Origin of the sequence: Kaistia sp. UC242_56, from assembly GCF_044452255.1 — a bacterium.
GTDB lineage: Bacteria > Pseudomonadota > Alphaproteobacteria > Rhizobiales > Kaistiaceae > Kaistia > Kaistia defluvii_A.
On the sequence record NZ_JBIOAN010000002.1, the window covers coordinates 1,482,247 to 1,505,334 of the forward strand.

The 23,088-nt window shown below is 64.8% G+C and carries 21 protein-coding genes; 12 read left to right on the forward strand and 9 right to left on the reverse strand.

The annotated features are described in order from the left end of the window. The first annotated feature begins 11 nt into the window (after positions 1 to 11). Positions 12 to 1,769, forward strand: coding sequence for a NirA family protein (locus tag ACHMWQ_RS09630; protein ID WP_396307298.1), 1,758 nt, complete (start codon positions 12 to 14; stop codon positions 1,767 to 1,769). After that, on the forward strand, positions 1,766 to 3,394 hold the full coding sequence (locus tag ACHMWQ_RS09635) for a sulfite reductase subunit alpha (protein WP_396307299.1): 1,629 nt from the start codon (positions 1,766 to 1,768) through the stop codon (positions 3,392 to 3,394). Before ACHMWQ_RS09630 ends, ACHMWQ_RS09635 begins: the two co-directional genes overlap by 4 nt. Before the next feature lie 81 nt (positions 3,395 to 3,475). On the opposite strand, the gene ACHMWQ_RS09640 is transcribed toward ACHMWQ_RS09635, so the two are convergent. Next, the gene (locus ACHMWQ_RS09640; protein WP_396307300.1) at positions 3,476 to 3,664 is read right to left on the reverse strand and encodes a DUF982 domain-containing protein; all 189 of its coding nucleotides are present in this window, start codon (positions 3,662 to 3,664) and stop codon (positions 3,476 to 3,478) included. Then, positions 3,661 to 3,897, reverse strand: coding sequence for a hypothetical protein (locus tag ACHMWQ_RS09645; RefSeq protein WP_396307301.1), 237 nt, complete (start codon positions 3,895 to 3,897; stop codon positions 3,661 to 3,663). Before ACHMWQ_RS09645 ends, ACHMWQ_RS09640 begins: the two co-directional genes overlap by 4 nt. Positions 3,898 to 4,194: 297 nt before the next feature. Here ACHMWQ_RS09645 and ACHMWQ_RS09650 point away from each other — a divergent pair, with 297 nt between their 5' ends. Beyond that, the gene (locus ACHMWQ_RS09650) at positions 4,195 to 4,587 is read left to right on the forward strand and encodes a GFA family protein (RefSeq protein ID WP_396309420.1); all 393 of its coding nucleotides are present in this window, start codon (positions 4,195 to 4,197) and stop codon (positions 4,585 to 4,587) included. Positions 4,588 to 4,635: 48 nt separating this feature from the next. Here the strand turns inward: ACHMWQ_RS09650 and ACHMWQ_RS09655 are convergent, their stop codons facing one another. Further along, the gene (locus tag ACHMWQ_RS09655) at positions 4,636 to 6,294 is read right to left on the reverse strand and encodes a hypothetical protein (RefSeq protein ID WP_396307302.1); all 1,659 of its coding nucleotides are present in this window, start codon (positions 6,292 to 6,294) and stop codon (positions 4,636 to 4,638) included. 513 nt (positions 6,295 to 6,807) lie between these two features. On the opposite strand from ACHMWQ_RS09655, the gene ACHMWQ_RS09660 reads away from it, so the two are divergent. The 9 genes from ACHMWQ_RS09660 (at position 6,808) to ACHMWQ_RS09700 (ending at position 15,575) form a co-directional block, all read left to right on the forward strand. After that, positions 6,808 to 7,113: a hypothetical protein gene (locus ACHMWQ_RS09660; protein ID WP_354552640.1), complete on the forward strand. Its 306-nt coding sequence runs from the start codon at positions 6,808 to 6,810 to the stop codon at positions 7,111 to 7,113. A 41-nt stretch (positions 7,114 to 7,154) separates the two neighbouring features. Further along, positions 7,155 to 7,805 (forward strand): hypothetical protein, encoded by a 651-nt coding sequence (locus tag ACHMWQ_RS09665; protein ID WP_354552642.1) that lies wholly within the window; start codon positions 7,155 to 7,157, stop codon positions 7,803 to 7,805. Positions 7,806 to 7,821: 16 nt separating this feature from the next. Continuing rightward, a complete protein-coding gene (locus tag ACHMWQ_RS09670) occupies positions 7,822 to 9,261 on the forward strand; it encodes a DUF1254 domain-containing protein (protein WP_396307303.1) in 1,440 nt (479 codons plus the stop codon). Positions 9,262 to 9,527: 266 nt separating this feature from the next. Next, the gene (locus ACHMWQ_RS09675; RefSeq protein WP_396307304.1) at positions 9,528 to 9,932 is read left to right on the forward strand and encodes a low affinity iron permease family protein; all 405 of its coding nucleotides are present in this window, start codon (positions 9,528 to 9,530) and stop codon (positions 9,930 to 9,932) included. A 34-nt stretch (positions 9,933 to 9,966) separates the two neighbouring features. Continuing rightward, a complete protein-coding gene (locus ACHMWQ_RS09680) occupies positions 9,967 to 10,587 on the forward strand; it encodes a cysteine hydrolase family protein (RefSeq protein ID WP_396307305.1) in 621 nt (206 codons plus the stop codon). A gap of 162 nt (positions 10,588 to 10,749) precedes the next feature. Continuing rightward, positions 10,750 to 10,977: a hypothetical protein gene (locus ACHMWQ_RS09685; RefSeq protein ID WP_396307306.1), complete on the forward strand. Its 228-nt coding sequence runs from the start codon at positions 10,750 to 10,752 to the stop codon at positions 10,975 to 10,977. A gap of 267 nt (positions 10,978 to 11,244) precedes the next feature. After that, positions 11,245 to 13,479: a hypothetical protein gene (locus ACHMWQ_RS09690; protein ID WP_396307307.1), complete on the forward strand. Its 2,235-nt coding sequence runs from the start codon at positions 11,245 to 11,247 to the stop codon at positions 13,477 to 13,479. Next, the gene (locus ACHMWQ_RS09695) at positions 13,479 to 14,222 is read left to right on the forward strand and encodes an SDR family oxidoreductase (protein WP_396307308.1); all 744 of its coding nucleotides are present in this window, start codon (positions 13,479 to 13,481) and stop codon (positions 14,220 to 14,222) included. Before ACHMWQ_RS09690 ends, ACHMWQ_RS09695 begins: the two co-directional genes overlap by 1 nt. Before the next feature lie 183 nt (positions 14,223 to 14,405). Beyond that, the gene (locus ACHMWQ_RS09700) at positions 14,406 to 15,575 is read left to right on the forward strand and encodes a zinc-dependent alcohol dehydrogenase (protein ID WP_354552652.1); all 1,170 of its coding nucleotides are present in this window, start codon (positions 14,406 to 14,408) and stop codon (positions 15,573 to 15,575) included. A 143-nt stretch (positions 15,576 to 15,718) separates the two neighbouring features. On the opposite strand, the gene ACHMWQ_RS09705 is transcribed toward ACHMWQ_RS09700, so the two are convergent. The 6 genes from ACHMWQ_RS09705 to ACHMWQ_RS09730 form a co-directional block, all read right to left on the reverse strand. After that, positions 15,719 to 15,991 (reverse strand): helix-turn-helix transcriptional regulator, encoded by a 273-nt coding sequence (locus ACHMWQ_RS09705; protein WP_396307309.1) that lies wholly within the window; start codon positions 15,989 to 15,991, stop codon positions 15,719 to 15,721. A gap of 164 nt (positions 15,992 to 16,155) precedes the next feature. Further along, positions 16,156 to 16,749, reverse strand: coding sequence for a DUF4142 domain-containing protein (locus ACHMWQ_RS09710; RefSeq protein WP_396307310.1), 594 nt, complete (start codon positions 16,747 to 16,749; stop codon positions 16,156 to 16,158). A gap of 66 nt (positions 16,750 to 16,815) precedes the next feature. After that, positions 16,816 to 17,334: a DUF4142 domain-containing protein gene (locus ACHMWQ_RS09715; protein WP_396307311.1), complete on the reverse strand. Its 519-nt coding sequence runs from the start codon at positions 17,332 to 17,334 to the stop codon at positions 16,816 to 16,818. A 289-nt stretch (positions 17,335 to 17,623) separates the two neighbouring features. Further along, a complete protein-coding gene (locus tag ACHMWQ_RS09720) occupies positions 17,624 to 20,845 on the reverse strand; it encodes an efflux RND transporter permease subunit (protein WP_396307312.1) in 3,222 nt (1,073 codons plus the stop codon). A gap of 119 nt (positions 20,846 to 20,964) precedes the next feature. Further along, on the reverse strand, positions 20,965 to 22,155 hold the full coding sequence (locus ACHMWQ_RS09725; RefSeq protein WP_396307313.1) for an efflux RND transporter periplasmic adaptor subunit: 1,191 nt from the start codon (positions 22,153 to 22,155) through the stop codon (positions 20,965 to 20,967). 40 nt (positions 22,156 to 22,195) lie between these two features. Next, complete coding sequence (locus tag ACHMWQ_RS09730; protein WP_396309421.1) at positions 22,196 to 23,011, reverse strand: alpha/beta hydrolase fold domain-containing protein; 816 nt, start codon at positions 23,009 to 23,011, stop codon at positions 22,196 to 22,198. Positions 23,012 to 23,088: the final 77 nt, after the last annotated feature.

A 23,088-nucleotide genomic window follows, 5' to 3' on the forward strand; every position in this document is an offset into this window, starting at 1 on the left:
AGGAGGCGACGATGGGCCAGGATTTTCTCCCCGAACAGAAACGCTGGCTGGAGGGCTTTCTCTCCGGCGCGACGGCGGCGCGCAACGTCGCGCCGCCTGTCCCCGCCATGGCCGCCGAGCCGACCGGCCCGGACGCCGAGCAATGGAAGGCGCAGGACCGCACGGTGGCAGCCGGCGGCAAGCTGGTCGACCAGGAAAAGTGGAAGCGCGCGGATCATCCGTTCGAGGCCTATGACCGGCTGAGCCGCGAGGCCCGTTCCGGCGCCAAGCCGAAGCCGGAGGACAATTTCCGTTGGCGCTATCATGGCCTGTTCCACGTCGCGCCGGCGCAGGACAGCTATATGTGCCGGCTGCGCATCCCGAACGGCATCCTGACGCATTGGCAGTTCGCGGCCGTTGCCGATCTGGCCGAGCGCCTCGGCGGTGGCTACAGCCATGTGACGACGCGCGCCAATCTGCAGATCCGCGAAATCGTGCCGGAAAATGCCCCGGTCCTGGTCGAGCGGCTGATGGATGTCGGTCTCGTGTCCAAGGGGTCGGGCGCCGACAACATCCGCAACGTCACCGGCTCGGCCACGGCCGGCATTGATCCGCAGGAGCTGATCGATACCAGGCCGCACGCCCGCGCCTGGCACCATCACATCCTCAATACGCGTGCGATGTATGGCCTGCCGCGAAAATTCAACGTCGCCTTCGACGGCGGCGGCAAGATCCCGACGCTGGAAGAGACCAACGATATCGGCTTCCAGGCGGTCGAGGTTTTGCCCGGCGCGCCGGTTCGCCCCGGCATTTGGTACCGCCTGACCCTGGGCGGCATCACCGGCCATAAGGATTTTGCCCGCGACACCGGCATCATCGTCGAGCCGGCCGAGGCGGTGCGCGTCGCCGACGCCATCGTTCGCGTCTTCGTGGATCATGGCAACCGCACCGACCGGACCAAGGCGCGGCTCAAATACCTGCTCGACGACTGGGGCTTTGCCCGCTTCCTTGACGAGGTCGAGAAGAAGCTCGGCGCGCCGCTGACCCGGATCGACGCCGCGCTCGTGGCGAAGCGGCCGGCGACCGACCGTGGCGCGCATATCGATTTCCACCCCCAGCGCCAGGCGGGGCTTTCCTGGGCGGGGATCGTCATTCCGGCCGGGCGGATGACCGCGCAGGAGATGCGGGCGATCGCGGCCATCGCGCAGGACCTCGGCGATGGCGATATCCGCCTCACCGTCTGGCAGAACGTCATCCTGTCGGGCATCCCGCACAGCCGCATCGCCGAGGCGAAGGCCCGCATCAAGGCGATCGGCCTTGCCTGGACGGCCTCCGCCGTGCGGGCAGGGCTCGTCGCCTGCACCGGCAGCCGGGGCTGCAAGTTCGCCGCCTCCGACACCAAGGGCCACGCGCTTGATATCGCCAATCATCTCGATGGCCGCATCGAGCTCGACCAGCCACTCAACATCCACCTGACCGGCTGCCATCACTCCTGCGCCCAGCACTATATCGGCGATATCGGCCTGATCGGCGCCAAGGTCTCGATCAATGAGGAAGGAGATCAGGTCGAGGGCTATCACATCCATGTCGGCGGCGGGTTCGGCGCCGACGCGCGGATTGGCCGGCTGCTCCAGTCCGACGTCAAGGCCGAGGACGCGCCCGACCGCATCGAGGCGCTGCTGCGCGCCTATCTCGCCCATCGCGCGGACGCGACCGAGAGCTTCGCCACCTTCACGCTGCGCCACGACGCCGAAGCGCTGAACGCCATGACCCAGGAGGCCGCCACATGACCTTCCAGCCGACACCCTCGCCGACCAACATCGTGCCCGAGGGCGCGCCGTTCAGCGACGAGCAGCGCGCCTGGCTGTCCGGCTTCCTCGCTGCCGCCCTCGGCTCGCTCACCCCCGTCGACACCGCCGGCATCCTGCCGCAAGGTCTGCTCGCTCCGGCGCCGGAAGCTCCCATCGGTCCGCCGCTGGCCAGCAATGACGATGCGCCTTGGCACGATGCCGCCATGCCGGCGGACGAGCGGATGAAGCTCGCCGAAGGCCGCCCCGCCAGCCAGAAACTGATGGCGGCGATGGCGCAGCAGGATTGCGGCCAGTGCGGTTATAGCTGCGCCGCCTATGCCAATGCGATCTTCCTGAAGGACGAGGCGCGGCTCAATCTCTGCGCGCCCGGCGGCAAGGAGACGTTCCGGCTGGTCAAGGCGCTGGCGGCCGAGCTTGGCGAGCCGAGCGCGGGCGCCAAGGCGTCGCCCATTTCCGAGGACAAGCCCGGTGTCGCGATGGCTGTCTCAAAGCCCGGCATGAGCCGCGAACAGCCGGTTGACGCCATCTTCCTCGGCCGCCGCCGCCTGAATGGCGCGGGCTCGGAAAAGGATACGCATCACGTCGAGTTCGACATCGCCGCGAGCGGCCTCGACTACGCCGTCGGCGACAGTTTTGGTGTCTTTCCGCGCAACAGCCTCGGCCATGTCGACCAGATCATCGCCATGCTGGGCGTCGCCCACACGACGGAAGTGCGCGGCCGGACGCTTCGCGAGGTGCTGCGCGACGAGGTTTCGCTCGGCCTCGCGCCCGATGCGCTCTACGAGCTCTATTCGCACATTCTTGGGGGGACGCTGCGAGAAAAGGCGCGGGAGCTGGCGCGTGGCGGCGATCCCGACGGCGATGCGGCGCAGCTCGACGTCTTCGCCGTGGTGCAGAAATTCGCTGCCGCCCGCCCGCATCCCGAAGCCTTCGTCGATGCGCTGGAGCCGTTGCAGCCGCGTCTCTATTCGATCTCGTCATCGCCGAAGACCGAGGCCGGTCGCGTCACCTTGACCGTCGATGCCGTGCGCTACCAGATCGGCCAGCGCAAGCGCCTCGGCGTCGCCTCTACCTTCCTTGTCGAACGGATGGAGCCCGGCGAAACGCTGCGCTGCTATATCCAGAAGGCGCATGATTTCGCCCTGCCGGCCGATCCGAACTCGCCCGTCATCATGATCGGGCCCGGCACCGGCATCGCGCCGTTCCGCGCCTTTCTCAAAGAGCGCGAGGCGATCGCCGCGCCCGGTCGCAACTGGCTGTTCTACGGCCATCAGCGTCAGGCGACGGATTTCTTCTACAAGGACGAGCTGCAGGCGATGCGCGCGAGCGGCCTGCTGACGCGCCTGTCGCTGGCGTGGTCGCGCGACGGGGCAGAGAAATTCTACGTGCAGGATCGCATGCTGGAAGTCGGTGCTGAGCTCTGGCGCTGGATCGGCGAGGGCGCGCATCTCTATGTCTGCGGCGACGCCAAGCGCATGGCCAAGGATGTCGAGGCGGCACTGGTTTCCATTGCCGCCAGCCATGGCCGGTTGGGCGCGGACGAAGCTGTCGCGGCGATCCGTTCGCTCAAGAAGGCCGGCCGTTTCCAGGCCGACGTCTACTGAGCCCGCAGGACGGGCAGGGGGCGCCCTGGACTATTGGGAGGAGAGGAGACCTGCCTCTTCCGCAGCAGCCATGAAGGCGTCCTACGCAATCGCCGCATCTCCGCCGCTCTCGATGAGGTCGGCGCAGGCGACCTGGGCGGCGAGATGTTTCAGCGTGCCGCGATGGGCCTCTGGCCAGCGATCGGACAGCCATTCCGCGGCGGCCGCCACATCCTGGATTTCCCGCGCCGCGGGCGGCTTGCCGAGGGTGATATGGAACGCGCTGCTCATGGACGCTTCTCCTGGCTGTCCGTCTTGGTACCGGTTTCATCGGCATTCTCGTTCCAGCTGGAAGCCTCCCGCTCCCGGCTGCCGAAGATGCGCGGCTCGGCGCTGACGAGCCCGTCATTGCCGCTGCCGGCCTTGCCACGATGGAACTGGCCGGTGGCGTCTTCCTTCGTCGGGCTGGCGACGCCGTCGACGTCGGGCTTCGTTTTGTCGGAAGTGTCGCGCGTGGATGTCATTGTCGCGTCTCCTTGCTGGGGCGCCCGGTCGGGCCTGCATGCGCCCCCGAATTCGGATGCCGTCATTCGAGGCCCGTTTCGGGGTAGAGACCCCTCCAATCCCGTCGCGTTAAATTTGGTTGCTCCCGATATCGAGAGGCGGGCAGTCCGGCTCATGGCGCGGGCCCCATCTGTCTTGATGCTGGCGCCTTCCAGGATGGGCCTTCCGCGCGGCGGAGAGCTACCGCTCGGAACTTCTCCGCCTCAGGATCCTTCAAAGAAAAGTAGGTCGCAGCGTGGAGGAGGACGATGTCGGAGATGCAGACCAGGGCCGGGGGCTGCCTGTGCGGGGCGGTGCGATACGAGACGAAGGGCGAGCCGTTCAAGGCAGGCCTTTGCCACTGCGCCGATTGCCGCAAGGTCACGGGCACGGCCTTCCTAGCCTATGCCGACTGGCGGCCGGAAATGTTTCGCTACACCGGCGAGGTACAGGTCTATCAGGGCCGCTCCTTCTGCCCCCGCTGCGGCTCCCGTCTCTTCAGCCTGAGCGAAGAACAGGCCGAGGTCTATGTGGGAACCCTCGACGTCATCCCGTCCGGCATAAGCCCGGGCGTCGAGGCGTGGGTGAAGCGGCGCGAGTCCTGGCTGCCGCCGCTGTCCGGAATCCCGCAATATGACGAAGACCCGCCCAAGGCCGGCGCGACCGGCTGACCGGTGTCGGCCGCGGTCACGCTATGGGCGTGGATCGACGCCGGGCGTTCACGGCGAAACCTGCAGGCCGGCCTTGCGGAGCGAGGCGAGGAAGCGCTCGCGGTCCGCCGGCATGACGTTGCGCAGACCCACCCACGCCCGGACATTGGCGACGAATTCCGGCGCATGGTCGAGCAGCCACTGGCGCTCGGCAGCGGCCTCCAGCGGTTCGTCGCCTTCGGCGAAGACCGCCGCCGCGATCAGATGATAGGCGGGGTTGTCCATCACCGCCGCCCGTCGCACCCACATCTTCGCCGCCTCGTAGTCCTTGTCGATATAGGCGCAGATCGACAGCACCACTTCATAATAGCCGAGCGGTCCGGGATTGCGCTGGAGCGCCTCGGCGACCAGGGCGCAGCCGCGCTTCCACTGGCCCGAATCCGCCAGCCGCACGCCATATTCGCCGACCAGCTCCGTATCGTTCGGGTTGGTCAGCATCGCCCGCTCGCCGACGGCCAGCGAGGCCTCGACCTGGCCATCGAAATAAAGCGCCAGCATCTTTGCCTGCAAGGCGCGGACATTCTCGGGATCCAGCTCCGTCGCCTTCTTGGCCGCGGCCGCCGCCCGCTCCAGCGAAGCCGGCAAGGTCGATTCCGCGACCGGATATTGAAAGCGCAGCTCGTCCATATAGGTCTGCGCCAGCAGCGCCCATGCGGTGGCATAGTTGGGAAAGCGCTCGACGGTTTCTTCCAGGCAGCTCCGCACGCGGGGGTGGGAGTGGGCGTCCAGATTGGCGCGATAGGTGAAATAGGAGAGGGTGCAGGAATAGGCATCCCAGTCGCCATTGGCGACCGAGCCACTGCGTCCCGTATCGGCCTTGTAGATCACGCCATAGGGCTGGCCGACCGCCGTCGCGACCTGGCGCGCCAGGTCCGCCTCGACCGCAAGGCTCCGCGCGGGGTCGTAGCTCGCCTCGTAGGTCTTGGCCCAGAGCACGCTGACGTCCTGGGCGTCGAGAATGCGCGTCTGCAGGCGGAGCTTGTCTTCGGCGACACTGACGGAGCCCATCAGGACATAGCGGGAGCCGTGATCGGCCCCGTCGCGCTCGCCCTGCACCGTGACGATGTCTTTGAACTTGGTCAGCTGGTTGAGGACCTCCTGCGTCAGCCCGTCGGCGACGGATGAGGCGGCATCAGTGCGGGAAAGGTCCTCGAATGGGCGGACAAGCAGGCGCGGGACGGCCGGCGCGGATCGATCGATCGGCCAGGGCGACCAGCCCAGGGCGAACAACGCCCCGGAGGCGACGACGACCACGCAAAGGGCGGCGACGAGCGTGGGGGGCCACCAGGGCCGCCGCCTCGGCGCCTCTGGCGGCGCGGCCGGCTCGGGCTGTCGGGGCTCGAAGGCGGGGACATAGCCGCCCTTCGGGATGGAGATCACGACCGGATCCGCGGACCCGTCGCTCTCATAATAATGCTCCAGCGCGCGGCGCAGCCGGACGGCTTCCAATCGCACGATCGGATCGGCATGGGCGTCGAAATCCGCGCCGCGGCCGAAGACATCCGTGGCGATCGAGAACGCCTTGATGCGATCGGCCCGGCCGGCCAGCGTCTCCTCGACGACATAGGCCAGAAATCGGCGCGACCGGGGCGACGCGTCGAATTTCGCGCTTTCGAGGATCCTGGCCAGTGCCTCCCGAACCCTCTCGGGCGTGGGCTCTTCGCCCATCGCAGGGGGCGAACGGTCTGCCGGGGGCGGGGCCTCGCCCGCCGCTGCAGGACCGTGTCGGAGCGCTGCAAACCAACCCCGCATCGCCTTTGTTACCCCCACATGCTGCGTAACCTTACGCGGCGATATGCCCACCGCACTCTATAGCTGCATTCCGGCGCAGGGAAGGACGACAGCGGGTCTGCCGGTCTTCTCCGCTGCTAAATCCGTGAGGGGCCGGGCGCACCAGCAGGTTGCGGCAGCCGTCCGGGCTTGTATGCGGGGTCGGCAGGCCGTGGCGGCGATGCGCCATGGACCGGCCGGGGTCCCATCAACCGACGAGGAGATCGGAAATGAAGACCGCATTGGCTCTCGTTCTTTGCGTCCTGGCTCTGGCGGCCTGCCAAAGCAACCAGTCGTCGACGGGAGGACTCTCGACGTGCCAGTCCACCGGCGCGGGCGGCACGACGGATGTGATCTGCCCCTGAGCCCCGGGCCCGCACGCATGAACAACAGGCGAACTGGGGTTCAACCATGGCAGGCGAGGAACAGTCTGGGGCAGGGCGAGACGGGGTCCCGGCCGCCATCCGCCACTTTCCAGCCCAAGCGACGGAGATCGAGGCGCTGGCACGTGAGAGCGAGCGCTTCCGGGACCTCTGCGAGGAACTGGCCGAGGCCGAAGCGGCGCTTTCGGCAGTCGACGGGCTCGAACTGGCCCTGCGCGCGGAACGGCGGCTGGAGTGGCTCGCCTTCGTGCGCTGGGCGCTGAAAGAGATCGACGCCGACCTGCGACAGGCACGGGTCGTGTCCATAGACCGGACCAGCGGGTCCGACGGCTGAAGCGGCCGCGCCCGCTTCCACTATCCACGAGGAGAACGACCATGAGGCGAATGAACCTGCTGGCGGCGGCGCTGTTCTGCGCCCTCGCCACTTCCGCCCAGGCACAGGACGCCATCCAGGCGCCGGCGCAGAAGCCGATCGGCGGCAGTTCCAAGACGCAGATCGAGCCGTCGCTGATCGTCTTGAACGCGGCCGGCGCGAAGCTCGAGGGCAACCGGCTCACGCTGATCGGCGCGGCGCCCAACGCGATCATCTTCGCCGACCGCCCGGTGCGGGCCGCCGGCCATGCGCTGACCGCCCATCTCCTGGAGGAATGGGACACTGGGTCTGACAGTTTCGCCAAGGATCCGCCCAACGCCACCGTCTCGGTCTTCGACAAGACCGGCGCGAGCGTCAAGGACGCCGTGGTGACGCTTCGCTCGCCCAAGGTGGACGGGGCGAACATCGTGTTCGATGTCGCCGTGCTAGAGGGCGACCTCGGCGATGCGGCGGGGCCGGCCTCGGTGTTCATCGACATCATCGGCATGCCGCTGACGCCGCTGTCCTTTGCCGGCGCCGCGCGCCGCACGGCCTATCGCGGCGCCTTCTACGCCGGTGCGGCAGCCGGGGCAGCCTATCGCTATCCGCCGCCCTACGCGCCCTATCCGGTCTATCCGCCCTATCCTTACTACCCGCCCTATCGCCCCTATTGATCCAGGAGCCATGACCATGGATATCACGCGCCGCACCGCGACCCTGCTGGGCGCCGGCCTGCTCGGTTCCGCCGCCCTCTCGCCCGCCTTTGCGCTGGATGGCCCTCTGTCCGACATCGTCGCCGGCCGCGATGACTTCTGGACCGGGGTCGAGGCCTACATCTACGGCTACCCGCTGGTCACGATGGAGATGACGCGCCGCGTCGTCACCAATGTGGCGGAGCCCAAGGGGACGCGGGCCCCGATGGGCCATCTCATCAAGCTTCGGGAATATCCCAACGCTTCGTTCCGCGACGTGACGGCCCCCAACGCCGATACGCTCTACACGACAGCCTTTGTGGATGTCGGCAGCGAGCCCTGGGTGTTCGCCTATCCCGACATGGGCGAGCGCTACTTCCTGTTCCCGATGCTCGACGGCTGGACCAATGTCTTCCAGGTGCCGGGCTCCCGCACCACCGGCGAAGGCGCAAAGACCGTTGCCATCACCGGCCCCGGTTGGTCCGGCACGTTGCCGGAGGGCGTGGTCGAGTACAAATCGCCGACCAACATCGTCTGGCTGCTCGGCCGCATTTACTGCGAGGGCACGCCCGAGGATTACGCCGCCGTGCACAAGCTCCAGGACGCCTGCAAGCTGCAGCCGCTCTCGACCTGGGGCAACACATATACGCCGCCGGCCGGCAAGGTGGACCCGTCCATCGACATGAAGACGGCGGTACGCGAGCAGGTCAATCGCATGACCGCGACCGAGTATTTCACGCTGCTCTGCGAGTTGATGAAGACCAACCCGCCGGCGCCCGCCGACGCGCCGGCGATCGAGAAGTTCGCCTCTATCGGCATCGTGCCGGGGCAGGATTTCGACAAGTCGAAATTCGATCCGGCCTTCGAGAAGCGGCTGCCGGATCTCGCCTTCGACCGCATCATGATGCATTTCAAGTTCAGCGATGGCGACGTGCAGAGCGTCAATGGCTGGGGCTTCACCACCAAGACGGGTCTTTACGGCACCAACTATATCCAGCGCGCCCTCATCACCGCCATCGGCCTCGGCGCCAACCGGCCGCAGGACGCGGTCTATCCGACCTCGCTGAAGGATGGCGGCGGCGTCTTCTCGCGCAGCTACAATGGCAGCGAGGACTATGTCCTGACCTTCAAGAAGGGACAATTGCCGCCAGTGAAGGGCTTCTGGTCGATCACCATGTACAACGACCAGTACTTCTTCGTTGAAAATCCGATCAACCGCTATTCGATCAGCGCCCGGCAGGACCTGAAGGCCAATCCGGACGGCTCTGTCGATATCCTCATCCAGCACAAGTCTCCGGGCAAGGACAAGGAGTCCAACTGGCTGCCGGCGCCCAAGGACAAGTTCTACCTGATGATGCGCCTCTACTGGCCGGACGAGAGCGATCCGACGATCCTGAACGGCAGCTGGATCATCCCGCCCGTCGTGAAGTCGAAATAGCTCCCTCTATGGGCGAGCGGCGGCTCCTCCGGACCCGTCGCTCGCCCCTTGCCATCAAAGGGCTGCGCGTGCCGCGGAAACAGCGTTTCCTCCGGCCGCGCAGCCTTTTGTCCTTTGCAGAAAAGCCGAACGCGCCCCTGCATGGCTCGTGGTGTCCGCGGGCCCACCAGCCGGCTCGCCTTGGCTCGACCTTTCCGCCAATTGGACGTCCAAAGGGAACGCATTTCATCGCGCGCCCGTTCTCCTGAGCTTGCCAGGAGGATCGGATGGAGCGCTATTTCGAGAAATTCGCCAATGCCACAGCCAAAGCCACGGGCAGTTCGCCTGCCTTCCTGCTTTGCGTCGCCGCGGTGATCCTCTGGGCGGTTTCGGGGCCATTCTTCGGCTTCTCGGAAGCGTGGCAGCTGGTCATCAACACCGGCACGACCATCGTGACCTTCCTGATGGTGTTCCTGATCCAGAATACGCAAAACCGCGACAGCGAGGCCCTGCAGACCAAGCTGGACGAACTGATCCGCTCCTCCGCTGCCAAGGATGAGTTCATGGGCATCGAGAAGCTGACGGACAAAGAGTTGGATGCGTTGCAGGAGAAGTGCCAGGCGTCCGCGGCGAAGGCTCAGGAATCGCTGAGCACGATCGAGAAATTGCGCCAGTCGAGGACCTCCACCTAGCCCACGCTGCCGAAATTCTCAGGAGTCGCTGGCCTTGGATGAGATCAAGTCGCCGTCCTTCCCCTGGTACCCGACCCGCCGAACGGTTCACCTGTGCCTCGATATGCAGGGAATTTTCGCACCGGGCAATATTTGGCCGACCCCTTGGATGCATGCGGTCCTTCCCAATATCGTCCGGATTGCCGGCCATGCACCCGACCGCACGATCTTCACCCGTTTCGTCCCGCCGCCGTCTTCGGCCGAAGCGAGGGGGACCTGGCGTCACTACTACACGCTGCACAGCCAATCGACGCTCGACACCATCGACCCGGCCGCCATCGACCTTATCGACCCGCTTGCGGCCTTTGCTCCGCCTGCGGTCGTTATCGACAAGCCTGTCTACTCCGCCTTCCTGGGAACGACGCTCCGGCAAACGTTGATGGCGAGGGGCGCCGACGGGATCATCGTGACCGGAGCGGAAACGGATGTCTGTGTCCTTGCAACCGTGCTCGACGCGGTCGACCTCGGTTGGCCCGTCTACGTCATTTCGGACGGGGTCTGCAGTTCGACCGATGCGAGCCACGACGCGGTTCTGACGCTCTACCACACCCGCTTCTATCAGCAGGTCCAGGTGCTGACGACCGACGTCCTGATGGAAATCTGGCCACCCAGTTGAGGCACGCCCCGCCATCCCCGAGCGATTTGGAACCAGCCCGCGCCTTGGCAAAGACTCTGTCGCATGACCCGGGCAACCCAGGTGCCGTTCCGGCCATTGGAGGGACAGTGCGGAGTGGTTGCGCAGCGACGGCAAATGGGAAGTCGGACAGAGGAGCGGGAAATGAGCATTGCCAAGGATAGCGGCACCGATATCGATCTGGGGCGCAAGGACATCGACAAGCAATCGGATCCTCAACCGGGTCGCAAGGCGATCGATCGTGGCCAGGCGCCGCCGCGTGAGCGAGGCGTGATCAGCGAACTGGGGCGGAAGGAAATCGACAAGAGCGAACCGGCCAAGGCCGACACCGACGGCCGCAAGGCGATCGATCGCCCGGAGGAGGGTGGCTGAGCTGGCTGCGGCCGGATCGGGATCCGCTTGCAGGCGCCAGTACTTGGCGGCCCTGCCTGGGATCCGTCGAAAGTCTTATGGAAATAGGTTCCACGTCGGCGAAACGATGTCCCGTCTGCGGGCGTTCGAACGGTTTGTCTTCCGATATCGTTCCCGGCGTTCACAGTCTTGAATGGATTGATTCTACCTCGAACTAAATGGGCGCTGAGGGGTTGAGAGCATGCCGCATGAAAACAGTCGCCGGCATGCGTCAATCTGGAGAGTCCAATGCTCAAGTCCCTTGGAGACGTTACTTCCGAGCAGAATGTCAGTTCCTATGTCCTCGGCGTTCGGGACGAGCTGATCTCGGGATCATTGGTCTCTCTTGCCAAGGTTTCCTTAGGGGATGTCGCCTTGAACGTCGTGCAGGGCCGGGATTCCATCTGGGTCCTGTTCCGTCGCAAGGGGGCCGGCGGCATGGCGATCCGCGCGGCCTTCATTCCCGGTGGCGGCTTCACCTGCAAACTCATCGAGCCTGGGCCGGATGAGGCGCTGCGCCTTTCTGCGACGAGCCCGCTCGGCGAGCATCTCGTTCTGATGCACAAGGTCGATATCGGGCTGCAACGGGTTCGCATCACCCACACGCTGACACCCATCGCCCCGTTGTCGATTCCCTTCGCGCCGCGTGACGTCTATCCCTTCGACGAGACCTTGGACCCACTCGGCGTGGTCGGCGAGGTCGAGGCGGCCCAGCGCGGCCTGAACAGCGGGCTGGTCTATTTCCGCATGGCGGAGCCGGATTTCGGAAGCGTGCTGTACTTTCAAAATCTGACGGCGCTGAACGATTATTATCGTACGACGCAGACCAAGCCGGATGGCGCGGTCGGCGGCGAATGGCCGGAACTGGGCTACCTGCCGCCGACGAAATCGAAGGACGGCGAGATCCATTCGCTGCTTCCCGGCGCGGCGGTCGTGCTCTCCGACGCCATCCTCGTGATCAAGCAATGCTACAAGCCGAACGAGACGGATTCGGCCCGCCATTTCCTGCAGATGCTGGCGGCGGCCTATACCGCGCTGGAGCTGCCCGTCGCCGAATACCATGACTGGGTGGATCGCGCGGAGCGCACGCTGAAGGACCTCGCCACCTCGCCGAAGGCAACCCAGAAGAAGTTCGGCGCCATCTATGCCCGCCCCTACACGGACGATGAGTACCCCGACAGCATGGTGCAGATGTCGCTGCTCACGGCCATGCACAATTACGGTGTCTGGCGCGGTGAGGCCGATACGCTGGAAGCCTTGTTTCAGAAGGGGCTCGCCAGGTTCTACGATCCGAAGCTCAAAAGCATCCGCCGCTATCTGCCGGATGTGGGCGACGACAAGGACGCCAATGCGGTTGATTCCTGGTACCTCTACCACCCGCTGCTCAACCTGGCCTACCTGGCCCTGGACGGTGACGAAGAGGCACGCAGCCTGCTTCTGAAATCGATCGATTTCGGCATCAAGGCCGCGCGTCATTTCAAATATCGCTGGCCGATCCAGTACGATATCCGCGACTTCTCGATCGTCACCGCCGTGGCGCCATCGGACGGCCGAGGCCAGACCGACGTTGGCGGTCTCTACGCGCAGCTTATGCTGGTCGCCTACCAGCTGACGGCGGAAGAGCGATTTCTCGATGAGGCCAAGACGGCGATCGAAGCGGCCATGGGACTGCGCTTCAACCTGAACTACCAGGCCAATCTAACCGCCTGGGGGGCGGCCGCCTGCATGCGGCTGTGGCGCATCACCAGCGACGAGCGCTACCTGCAGCAGAGCTATGTCTATCTCGCGAGCTTCTTCCACAATTGCGAGATCTGGGAATCCGAGATCGACAACGCCGCCCTCTACAAGAATTTCCTGGGCGTCACCTGTCTCCAGGATGCGCCCTACATGGCCATCTACGAGTGTTTCGAGTCGTTTGCCGCGTTCGAACGCTATCTTCAGGATGGCGGTCCCGACATGGACCCCGCGGTTCGCCTGCTGGTCAGCGAATACTGCAAATATGCGCTCGACCGCGCCTGGTATTACTATCCCGATGCGCTGCCGAAGCAGGTGCTCGCCACCAAGCAGCGCAACGGCCATATCGACCGGAAATTGTCGTTTCCGCTCGAAGATCTTTATCCCGATGGCCAGCCCGCGGGACAGGTCGGCCAGGAAGTCTATGGCGCGGGCGCGGCCTGGATCTTCGCCAGTCGCGCCTTCCGTCACATCCAGGACGCGCCGTTCCGCCTGCAATGCGATCACTTCATCGTCTCGCTCGAACACCAGGGCGGCAACGCGATCGCCCTGCAGCTGACCGGCGATGGTCGCGGCCGGGCCACGCTCCATTGCCTCCGCCTCAAGCGCAGGCGGCTGCCCGAGTTCAACCTGCGAACCATCGCCGGAGCCCCCGTCGAACCCGTCGCGATCCACAAAGACCGAGTTCAGTTTGAAGTACCGGCCAATGCCCACCTGGTGTTGAGCTGGGAACTGAAAAGGAGAAGCTGATGCTGAAGGAGCGTACGTCCCTCGAAGGAAAACGCATCCTCGTAACCGGTGGGACCACCGGCATCGGGCGCGCGACAGTCATTCTCCTGGTAGCCGAAGGCGCCCATGTGCTGACCTTCGGCCGGGACGAGAAGCCATTGGCCGAGGTCATTCGCCTGGCGGAAGGCGGACGCGGCAAGGTGTTTGGAACCGTGGCCGACGTCACCTCAAAGGAGGATCTGGCCCGGGTCTTCTCCGAGGTCGACAGCAAGCTGGGCGGACTGGACGTCCTCGTCGCCAATGCCGGCATCGCGTCTGAACCGCTCGACGAGGCGTCGGATGACGAATGGCGCTATGTGATCGAGACCAATCTGGTCGGCTACATCGCCGCTTCGAAGGCGGCGATCGACCGCATGAAGAAGCAGGGCGCCGGCCAGATCGTGATGATCGGCTCGATCAGCGCGGATCTCAAATCGCCCGGCGAGAGCATCTACGCGACCACCAAGGCCGGCAACCAGGCTTTCGCGGAGACGCTGCGAAAAGAGCTCGCCGAGAAGAACATCCGTGTGAGCTGCATCCAGCCGGGTTCGGTCTCCAGCGACATGCAGGAGTCCTCACCGGAAGAACAACGCGAGAAGATCCAGAAGCACGAGATGTTGGAGGCAGAAGAGATCGCCGAGGCGGTGCAGTTCATCCTGACCCGCTCCGAGCGCTGCGACGTCGTCAATCTCAAGATCGAGCCGCGTCTGGAAGACTATTCCTAGCATAGGCGGCGAGCGATCTGCGGCCGCCGTTTATACGCTCCGTGCAGCAAAGATCTGGTCGATCCTCGGGTCGTCCCACCAGCATTCACGAGCGTCGCTCGCGCGGAATACACAGCAAGAGTGGCCAGCACCAGGCCACACCGGGGCCGCGCCTTGGCGGGCCTCTCAGTCCGGAGACATCCCATGAAAGCTCTTACCTGGCACGGCAAAAGCGATATCCGTTGCGAGACGGTGCCCGATCCGACAATCGAGCACGACCGGGACGCGATCATCAAGGTCACGGCCTGCGCCATCTGCGGATCCGACCTTCACATCTTCAACGGCGTCATCCCCGAGATGAAATCGGGCGACGTGTTGGGCCACGAGACGATGGGCGAGGTGGTCGCGGTCGGTCGCGGAAACCAGAAGCTGAAGATCGGCGACCGGGTGGTCGTTCCCTTCACCATCTCCTGCGGCGAGTGCTTCTTCTGCAAGCGGGGAATGTTCTCCGGCTGCGAACGAAGCAACCCCAACCGCGAGACGGCGGAAAAGATGTGGGGCCATTCGCCGGGCGGCCTGTTCGGTTATTCCCACATGCTGGGCGGCTATAGCGGCGGGCAGGCCGAGTATCTGCGAATTCCTTATGCCGATGTCGGCCCGATCAAGGTGCCGGATTCCCTGACGGACGAACAGGCGCTGTTCCTCTCCGACATTTTTCCGACCGGCTACATGGCCGCCGATTTCTGCAACATCCAGGGCGGGGACACGATCGCCATCTGGGGCTGCGGTCCGGTGGGCCAGATGGCGATCCGCAGCGCGTTCCTGCTCGGGGCAGGGCGGGTGATCGCGATCGATACGGTGCCGGAACGGCTGGAACTGGCCCGTGCGGCCGGGGCGATCACGCTGGATTTCAAGGAGCGCGATGTCTATGAGCGCATCCAGGAACTCACGGGCGGACGCGGCGCGGATGCCTGCATCGACGCAGTCGGCACCGAGCCTGATGCCAGCAGCGGCCTGGACGCCGTCGTCGACCGCATCAAGGTCGCCACCTATCTCGGCACCGACCGCCCGCATGTCCTGCGCGAAGCCATCATGTGCTGCCGGAACTTTGGTACGGTTTCGATTGTCGGCGTCTATGGCGGCAAGCTCGACGGCATCCCGATGGGCTCCGCGATCAATCGCGGCCTGACCTTCCGCATGGCGCAGACCCCGGTCCAGCGCTATTTGCCGGAACTGCTCGGCAGGATCGAGAAGGGCGAGATCGATCCCTCCTTCGTCATCACTGATCGTGGCTCGCTCGAGGATGGTCCGGACCTGTACGCCAAGTTCCGCGACCGCAAGGATGGCTGCATCAAGGTCGTGCTGAAGCCCTGATCGGTCCGCTTAAACACGTGCCTGCCCCTCAGTCCATCGCTGGAGGGGCAGGCAGGTTTCGTTCGGGGGAAGAGTACGGCGGCACCGCCGAAGCTGCCGCTCGCTGTCAGCGCGAGGCGGCGGCAGCTGGACGGACAACGGACTTAGATCCCGCTGTGCGCCAGCACATCGGCGTCGACGCCAAGCGACTTCGCCAGCGCCACGCGCGTCTGCAGCGAGAGCTCCCCGCCATCTTCCGCGCTGCGGATGGCCTGCTCCTCGACGCCCGCGATGCGGGCGAGATCCTCGATGCTGTAGCCTTTCCACTCCCGGACGGCCAGCAGGGGCGTGACGCCGCGATCGATCGCGGCAATCACCTCCGATGGAAGCGCCTTGTTGGGCTCGGTTCCGAAATCATGGCTGGATTCGTCGGGCATGAATCGATCTCCTCGCTTGGGATCCAAGGGCTCGCGCCGGCGAAACGGACGCCTTCGCTGAGGCGACTGCCGGGAAGCCAAGTTACCGGCAGTCAAGTCGTGGATTTCCCGCCTGACAGGGCAGGCCACCCCTCGCGACGCGAGCCGTAGCCGGATTGCCCCTCTTACGGCATCAGGGCGCGGACGGCGTCCTGTCGATGGCGGATGGCGGTCAGCAGCTTGTCGGCGAAGGCGCGCAATGCCTCGTTCGGCGCTTCGCCGGAGAATTTTACAAAAGCCGCCTCCGCCGCTTCCTGGCCCTTCGCCTGCTGCTCGAGATAGAGCGCGTCGAAATCATGCTCGGAGATCTCGTTGAGCCGGTCGATCAGCCCCTGATGCTCCCGGTCCAGTGCCTTGGGTTCCGGGAGGCCGCCGGTCGCGTCCTTCAACGCGCCGGCCGCGTCGTTATGGTCCTTGATCACCTGGGCCGCGAAGGCACGGAGCTCCGCGTTCTGTCCCTTGTTGAGGGCGATGCGCGCGGCCTGCACGTCGTAGATCTCGGCCATGGTCGCATCGCGGACGAACGCCTCGGTGAGCAGGGAAGGGGCCTCAGCGGCGCCGTCCTCCGTCTCCGTCCCGTCAGCGATCGCCGACCGGTTGCGCGAACGGTCCCGGTCGTGCCCCTTGTGCGGCGCGTCCCGCTGCGGCGCCTTGGCCTGGGAAACCCCCAGCCCGACCAGTCCCAGACCCAATGCCATCAGAAACAGCTTCGCACTCATCCAACTCTCCCTTGTCTTGTCCAGAGCGAACCCGCGAACCGGCTCGCGGTTCCGCCTGCGATGGCCTCAGTTGCTGATCTTGGGCTCCAGCGCGCCCAACATTTCCTGGTGATGCTGCAGCGTCGGAAGGGTCTTGGCGGCGAAGCCGTTTTCGGCGCCATTGCCGCCCTTGATCGAATAGAGCGTGAACAGCGACACCGCGTCCTTGTGCGCCGCCGACTGCTGCTCCCAGTAGAGCCTGTCGAATTCGCCCGGCTTCGCCGCATTCAGCTTGTCGATCAGGGCCTGGTGCGTGCTGTCGAGCGTGGTCGGAACGGGCAGGTCGCCCGCGACCTTCTTCAGTTCTTCGCCGGCCTTGGTGTGGTCCGCGATCATGGCCGTCGCGAAGGACTTCAGCTGCGCATTCTGCGCCTTCTCGAGCGCGATCTGGCTGGCATCAATTTCATAGAGGCCGGACACCGCCGCGCGGGAGATGAACTCCTCGGCCTTGGGCGGCGCCGCATCGCTTTGCGCGTTGGCGGGGGAAAGGCTCAGGGTGACCAGCGCGGTCCCGAGAGCGACGACGAGGGTGCGAGCAATCGACATGATTCCATCCTTGTGAAAATCCGCGATCTCGCGGCCGAACGGCAAAGGAGGAAGCGTGTCGGGACGGGATCTCGATCGTCCTGCCGGCACGGGGCCCGGGTTTGGATTCTCGGCGGGATCCCGATCGCTCCTCCTGCTGGAGCCTCAACGGCCCGCCCCGCCGGATCGTTGCTCCCCGAGCTGCGAAAGACTTTTTCGCAAGCGCCTATCCGTGCAGCCGGGGGCTATCACAGCTCTCGGCTCGCGATGCGTGGTGTTCTCGAGGGACTGCCTGAGCAGCCTTTTGGAATCACGAGGTTCTTGTCGAGGCTGCTTCGGCGCTCCTGGCCGCGCTGAGCTTCACTTCCCCGCCTTCCACGTCCAGATGGTGCTGGACGAGCGGGCGGTTGCCCGCCACCCGGCGCATCAGGACATAGAAAACGGGCGTCATGAATATGCCGAAGAAGGTGACGCCGATCATGCCGGAGAAGACGGCGACACCCATGGCCGAGCGCATTTCCGCACCCGCGCCGACGGAAACAACCAGGGGAACCACGCCCATGATGAAGGCCATCGAGGTCATCAGGATGGGCCGAAGGCGCTGGCGGCTGGCCTCGATGGCCGCCTGAACCGGGTTACGACCTTCAAACTCCAGTTCGCGGGCGAACTCGACGATCAGGATCGCGTTCTTGGCGGACAGGCCCACCAGGACCATGAGGCCGATCTGGGTGAAGATGTTGTTGTCGCCCCCGATCAGCCAGACGCCCGTCAGAGCCGCCAGCACGCCCATCGGCACGATCAGGATGATGGCGACCGGCAGGGTCAGGCTCTCATATTGAGCCGCCAACACCAGATAGACCAGCAGCAGGGCGAGCGCGAAGACGATGAAGCTCGAATTGCCGGCGATGATCTGCTGATACGTCAGGTCCGTCCATTCGAAGTCGATGCCCGCCGGCAAGGTCTCGGCTGCGATCTTCTCGATGGCCGCTTCCGCTTGGCCTGACGAAAATCCAGGCGCCGGCCCTCCATTGATATCGGCGGCCAGGAAGCCATTGTATCGGGTCGTCCGTTCCGGGCCATTGGCGCTTTCGACCTTGAGCAGAGCGGCCAGGGGGATCATCTCGCCCGATTGCGAGCGGACATGGAGCCGGCCAATGTCTTCCGGTACGGCCCGATAGGCAGCGTCGGCCTGGACACGGACACTGTAGGTCCTGCCAAAGGCGTTGAAATCATTGACGTAGAGCGACCCCAGATAGATCTGCAGCGTGTCAAAGACGTCTGTGACCGCGACGCCAAGCTGCTGGGCTTTCGGCCGGTCGATATCGGCGAAGAGCTGGGGCACGTTGATCTGGAAGCTGGAGAACAAGCCGGCCAGTTCCGGCGCCTGGCTGGCCTTGGCCAGGAAGTCCTTGGTGGCCGTGTCGAGTGCCTGGTAGCCAAGGCCGGCGCGATCCTCGATCTGCAGCTTGAAGCCGCCCGTCGAACCAAGACCGTTGACCGGCGGCGGCGGGAACATGGCGATGAAGGCGTCCTGGATCCCCGCAAACTTGCCGTTCAGCTGCATGGCGATGGCGCCGCTGGAGAGCTCAGGCGACTTGCGCTTCTCGAAATCGTCAAGGATCGCGAAGACGATGCCGGAGTTCGAGCCGATCGTGAAGCCGTTGATCGACAGGCCCGGGAAAGCGATCGCGTGGGCGACGCCCGGCTGTTCCAGAGCGATGGCGCTCATCCGCTTGATGACAGTCTCGGTGCGGTCGAGCGAGGCGCCGTCCGGGAGCTGCGCGAAACCGATCAGATACTGCTTGTCCTGGGCCGGCACGAACCCGCCGGGTACGCTGTTGAACACCAGATAGGTCGCGCCGCCGAGGGCCAGATAGATAGCCATCACGATGCCCTTGCGCGTCATGAGGCCGCCCACGCCCTTGCCGTAACCGGCGGACGCGGAGCTGAACATCCGGTTGAAGCCGCGGAAGAACCAGCCAAAGGCAAAATCCATGGCGCGGGTCAGGCGGTCCTTCGGCGCGTGATGGTCCCGCAGCAGAAGGGCTGCCAGCGCGGGCGACAGGGTGAGCGAGTTGATGGCGGAAATCACCGTCGAGATCGCGATCGTCAGCGCGAACTGGCGGTAGAACTGGCCGGAGAGTCCGCTGATGAACGCCAGGGGAACGAAGACGGCCACCAGCACCAGCGCAATGGCGACGATCGGTCCGGACACTTCGCGCATGGCGCGATAGGTCGCCTCCCGGGGGCTGAGCCCCATCTCGATGTTGCGCTCGACATTCTCGACCACGACGATGGCATCGTCGACGACGATGCCGATGGCCAGCACCAAGCCAAATAGCGTCAGCGCGTTGATGGAGAATCCGAACACATACATCACGGCGAAGGTGCCGATGATCGATACGGGAACCGCGATCAGGGGAATGATCGACGCGCGCCAGGACTGCAGGAAGAGGATGACGACCAGAACGACGAGCGCGATGGCCTCGAGCAGCGTATCGATGACCTTGTCGATGGAGGCGCGCACGAACTGGGTCGTGTCATAGACGATCTCGTACCGGACCCCTTCCGGCATGGCGCGTTGCAGCTCATCCATCGTGGAATAGATCTGGTCGGCGATCTCGATGGCATTCGAGCCTGGCGCCTGCAGCACCGCTATGGCCACGGCCGGCTGGCCATCGAGCAGCGAGCGCAGCGTATAGTCGGCCGCGCCCATTTCGACGCGGGCCACATCGCGAAGCCGCGTTATCTCGCCGTTCGCGCCTGTCCGGACGATGATCTCGCCAAACTCCTCGGGCGTGCCGAGGCGGCCGCGTGCGTTGACGTTCAACTGCAGGTCCGCGGTCGACGGTGCGGGCGAAGCGCCGATCGTGCCGGCGGCCGCCTGGATGTTCTGCTGGCGGATGGCATTGGTGATGTCGCTCGCGGCAAGGCTGTGTCGCGCGGCCTTTTCCGGATCGATCCAGACGCGCATGGCGTAGTCGCCGGCGCCGAAAATCTGGACCTGGCCGACGCCCTCCGTGCGAGCCAGGCGGTCCTTGATGTTCAAGGTCGCGTAGTTTCGCAGATAGGTGATGTCGTAGCGGTCCGAGTCGGAAACCAGGTTCACCACCATGATGAAGTCGGGCGAACTCTTGATGGTCGTGACGCCCAGGGCGCGGACCTCGGCCGGCAGGCGGGGCTCCGCCTGCGAGACGCGATTCTGCACCAGCTGCTGCGCCTTGTCGGGATCCGTGCCGAGCTTGAAGGTGACGGTGAGGGTCAGCACGCCGTCGGAGGTCGCCTGGCTGTTCATGTACAGCATGTCCTCGACGCCGTTGATCTGCTCCTCGAGAGGCGTTGCCACGGTTTCAGCGACGACGACGGGATTGGCGCCCGGATAGGTCGCCCGCACGACGATCGAAGGCGGAACGACCTCCGGATATTCGGAGATCGGCAGCGACCGCATGCCGATCAGGCCTGCGACGACGATGAGAACGGACAGCACGCCGGCAAACACGGGGCGATCGATGAAGAACCGCGATATATTCATTTCCAAGTCCTACTCTGGGACGAAATTTGCCTGAATCGTCCTAGTCCCCGGATCGCTCCGCAGGCCGATTAGAAGAATCTGAGGTTTTTGCGGAGCTTAGAGGCCCTCCGCTGTGGCCTCTATTTCAGGACGGCGACCGCTTCATCGACCTTCGGGGCCACAAGGGCGCCGGGACGAACCCGCTGCAAACCGTTGACGACCACCCGGTCACCCGCGGCCAGGCCGCTTTCGACAATACGCTCGCCATCCGCGCTCTCACCGAGCTGGACGGGCCGGTAGATCACCTTGTTTTCCGCATCGACGACGAAGACGAACTTCTTGTCCTGGTCCGTGCCGATCGCGCGTTCGCTGACCAGGATCCGCTTTTCGGCCTTGGGTTCGCCGACACGGATCCGAACGAACTGGCCCGGAATCAGCTTGCCACCAGGATTGGAGAAGACCGCGCGGACCCCGATGGTGCCGCTGGTCCCATCGACCTGATTACCGATGAACTGCAGCTTTCCGTGAAGGGGCGCGCCATCTGCCGTCGGCGACTGGATCTCGACGGGTATGTCTTCGAGCGGCGAATGGGCGGCGCCCGATGACGGAAGCTTGGCGAGGATCTGTGCCGCCATCTCCTCGGCGACGTCAAAGCTCGCATAGATCGGATCGATCGAGACCAGCGTCGTCAGCGCAGGCGAGGCGGAACCGGCGGCGACCAGATTGCCGGCGGTGATCTCGACCTTGCCGATCCGACCGGTGACCGGCGCATATAGCTTCGTATAGTCGAGTTCCAATTGCGCCGACTGCAGGACGGCCTGGGCCGTCTGTTGCGCTGCCCGCGCTTCGGCCAGGGCGTTCTGGCGCTGGTCCAGGGTACTTTGCGATATGACCTGGGTCTGCGACAGCCGCCGTCCTCGCTCCAACTCGATTTCTGCGAGCTTCAATTTGGCAGCGGCCGACGCGACCTGGCCTTCTGCCTGGGCGACGGCAGCCTGATACGGGCCCGGATCGACCGTGAAAAGGAGGTCGCCGGCGTTTACGAGCGAGCCTTCCCGGAAGTCGACGGACTGGATGGCGCCCGCGACGCGAGAGCGAATCTGGATGCGGTTGACGGCCTCGAGGCGACCCGAGAATTCCTGCCACCGGTTCACGTCACGAGCCTCGATCACGGTGACGGTAACGGGCACTGCCGGGGATTGCAGAACCGCGTCCGATGCCGCTGCATGGCTGCTCAGGGGAAGATCCAGGACCATGGCGGCGGACAAAACGGACGCAGCAAGGCCCAGACCGGTGCCCGCAAGGGCCCAGCGCTTGATAGTCGGTGTCATTGTCTTTTCCTTACGGCGTGTGGATGCCGGCGATGGTCAACTAGGTTTCAAGCCGCGCATACCGGGTGCCGAGTTCGCGGGTGAAACTCAAAAAATGGCTGCCTACTGGATCCTGCCATGACGATGCCTGGCCCGTGTCGCCACCATAGATGGATGGCCAGCCGGTCCCGGCAGGAAGAATGTGCTGGTGTACGGGAACCCCCGCATCCGTCAGATGCCGGGCATAGTCTTTCGCTTCATCCAGCAAGGGATCGTCGTCCGACGCCAGCACGAGTGCCGGCGCCACGTCACGAAGGCGCGAACAGATGGAGGGGGCAGCGTAGGGATGACAGATCCCGCCGCTCAGATAATGGGCCCACCCATTTTCCCAGCGTTGGCGCATCCCGATATCGTCGGAATTGCGAAACGACGGCGAGCCCATGAAAGGATCCAGCAGCGGCGATGCGAGCACCTGGCCATCCAGTTCGCCGGCAAAGTTGTCGCGTGCCTTCAGCGCGACGGCAGCGGCGATGTTGGCGCCCGACTCCTCGCCGCCGACGATCAGCAGCGACTTTCGCTCGCCAAATCCGGCGCACTTCTTCGCAAGGGCGGAGAAGATCGAAAAGCCGACTTCCATGGGTTTGGGAAACACGCCGCCGAAAGGCGCATTGTAGTCCGGCACCACGACGATTGCGCCGGTCGCCGCAAAGCACCGGGCGAGCGGGCACTCTTCCAGACCCGTACGCATGAATGCGCCGCCATGAAAATACAGGAGGACGGGCGGGCATCGGACGGGTTCTGCGCCCTGATAGATCTGCGCAGACACACAGCCTCCCGCCAGCTGTTCCAACTCCACATTTCTCACTTGGACGGCGATCACGCTTTTCACTCTGGATGTTGAGGCCGCAGGGTTCGCAGCTCCCGTCATTTCAAAAATTTAGCATTATTCAACGC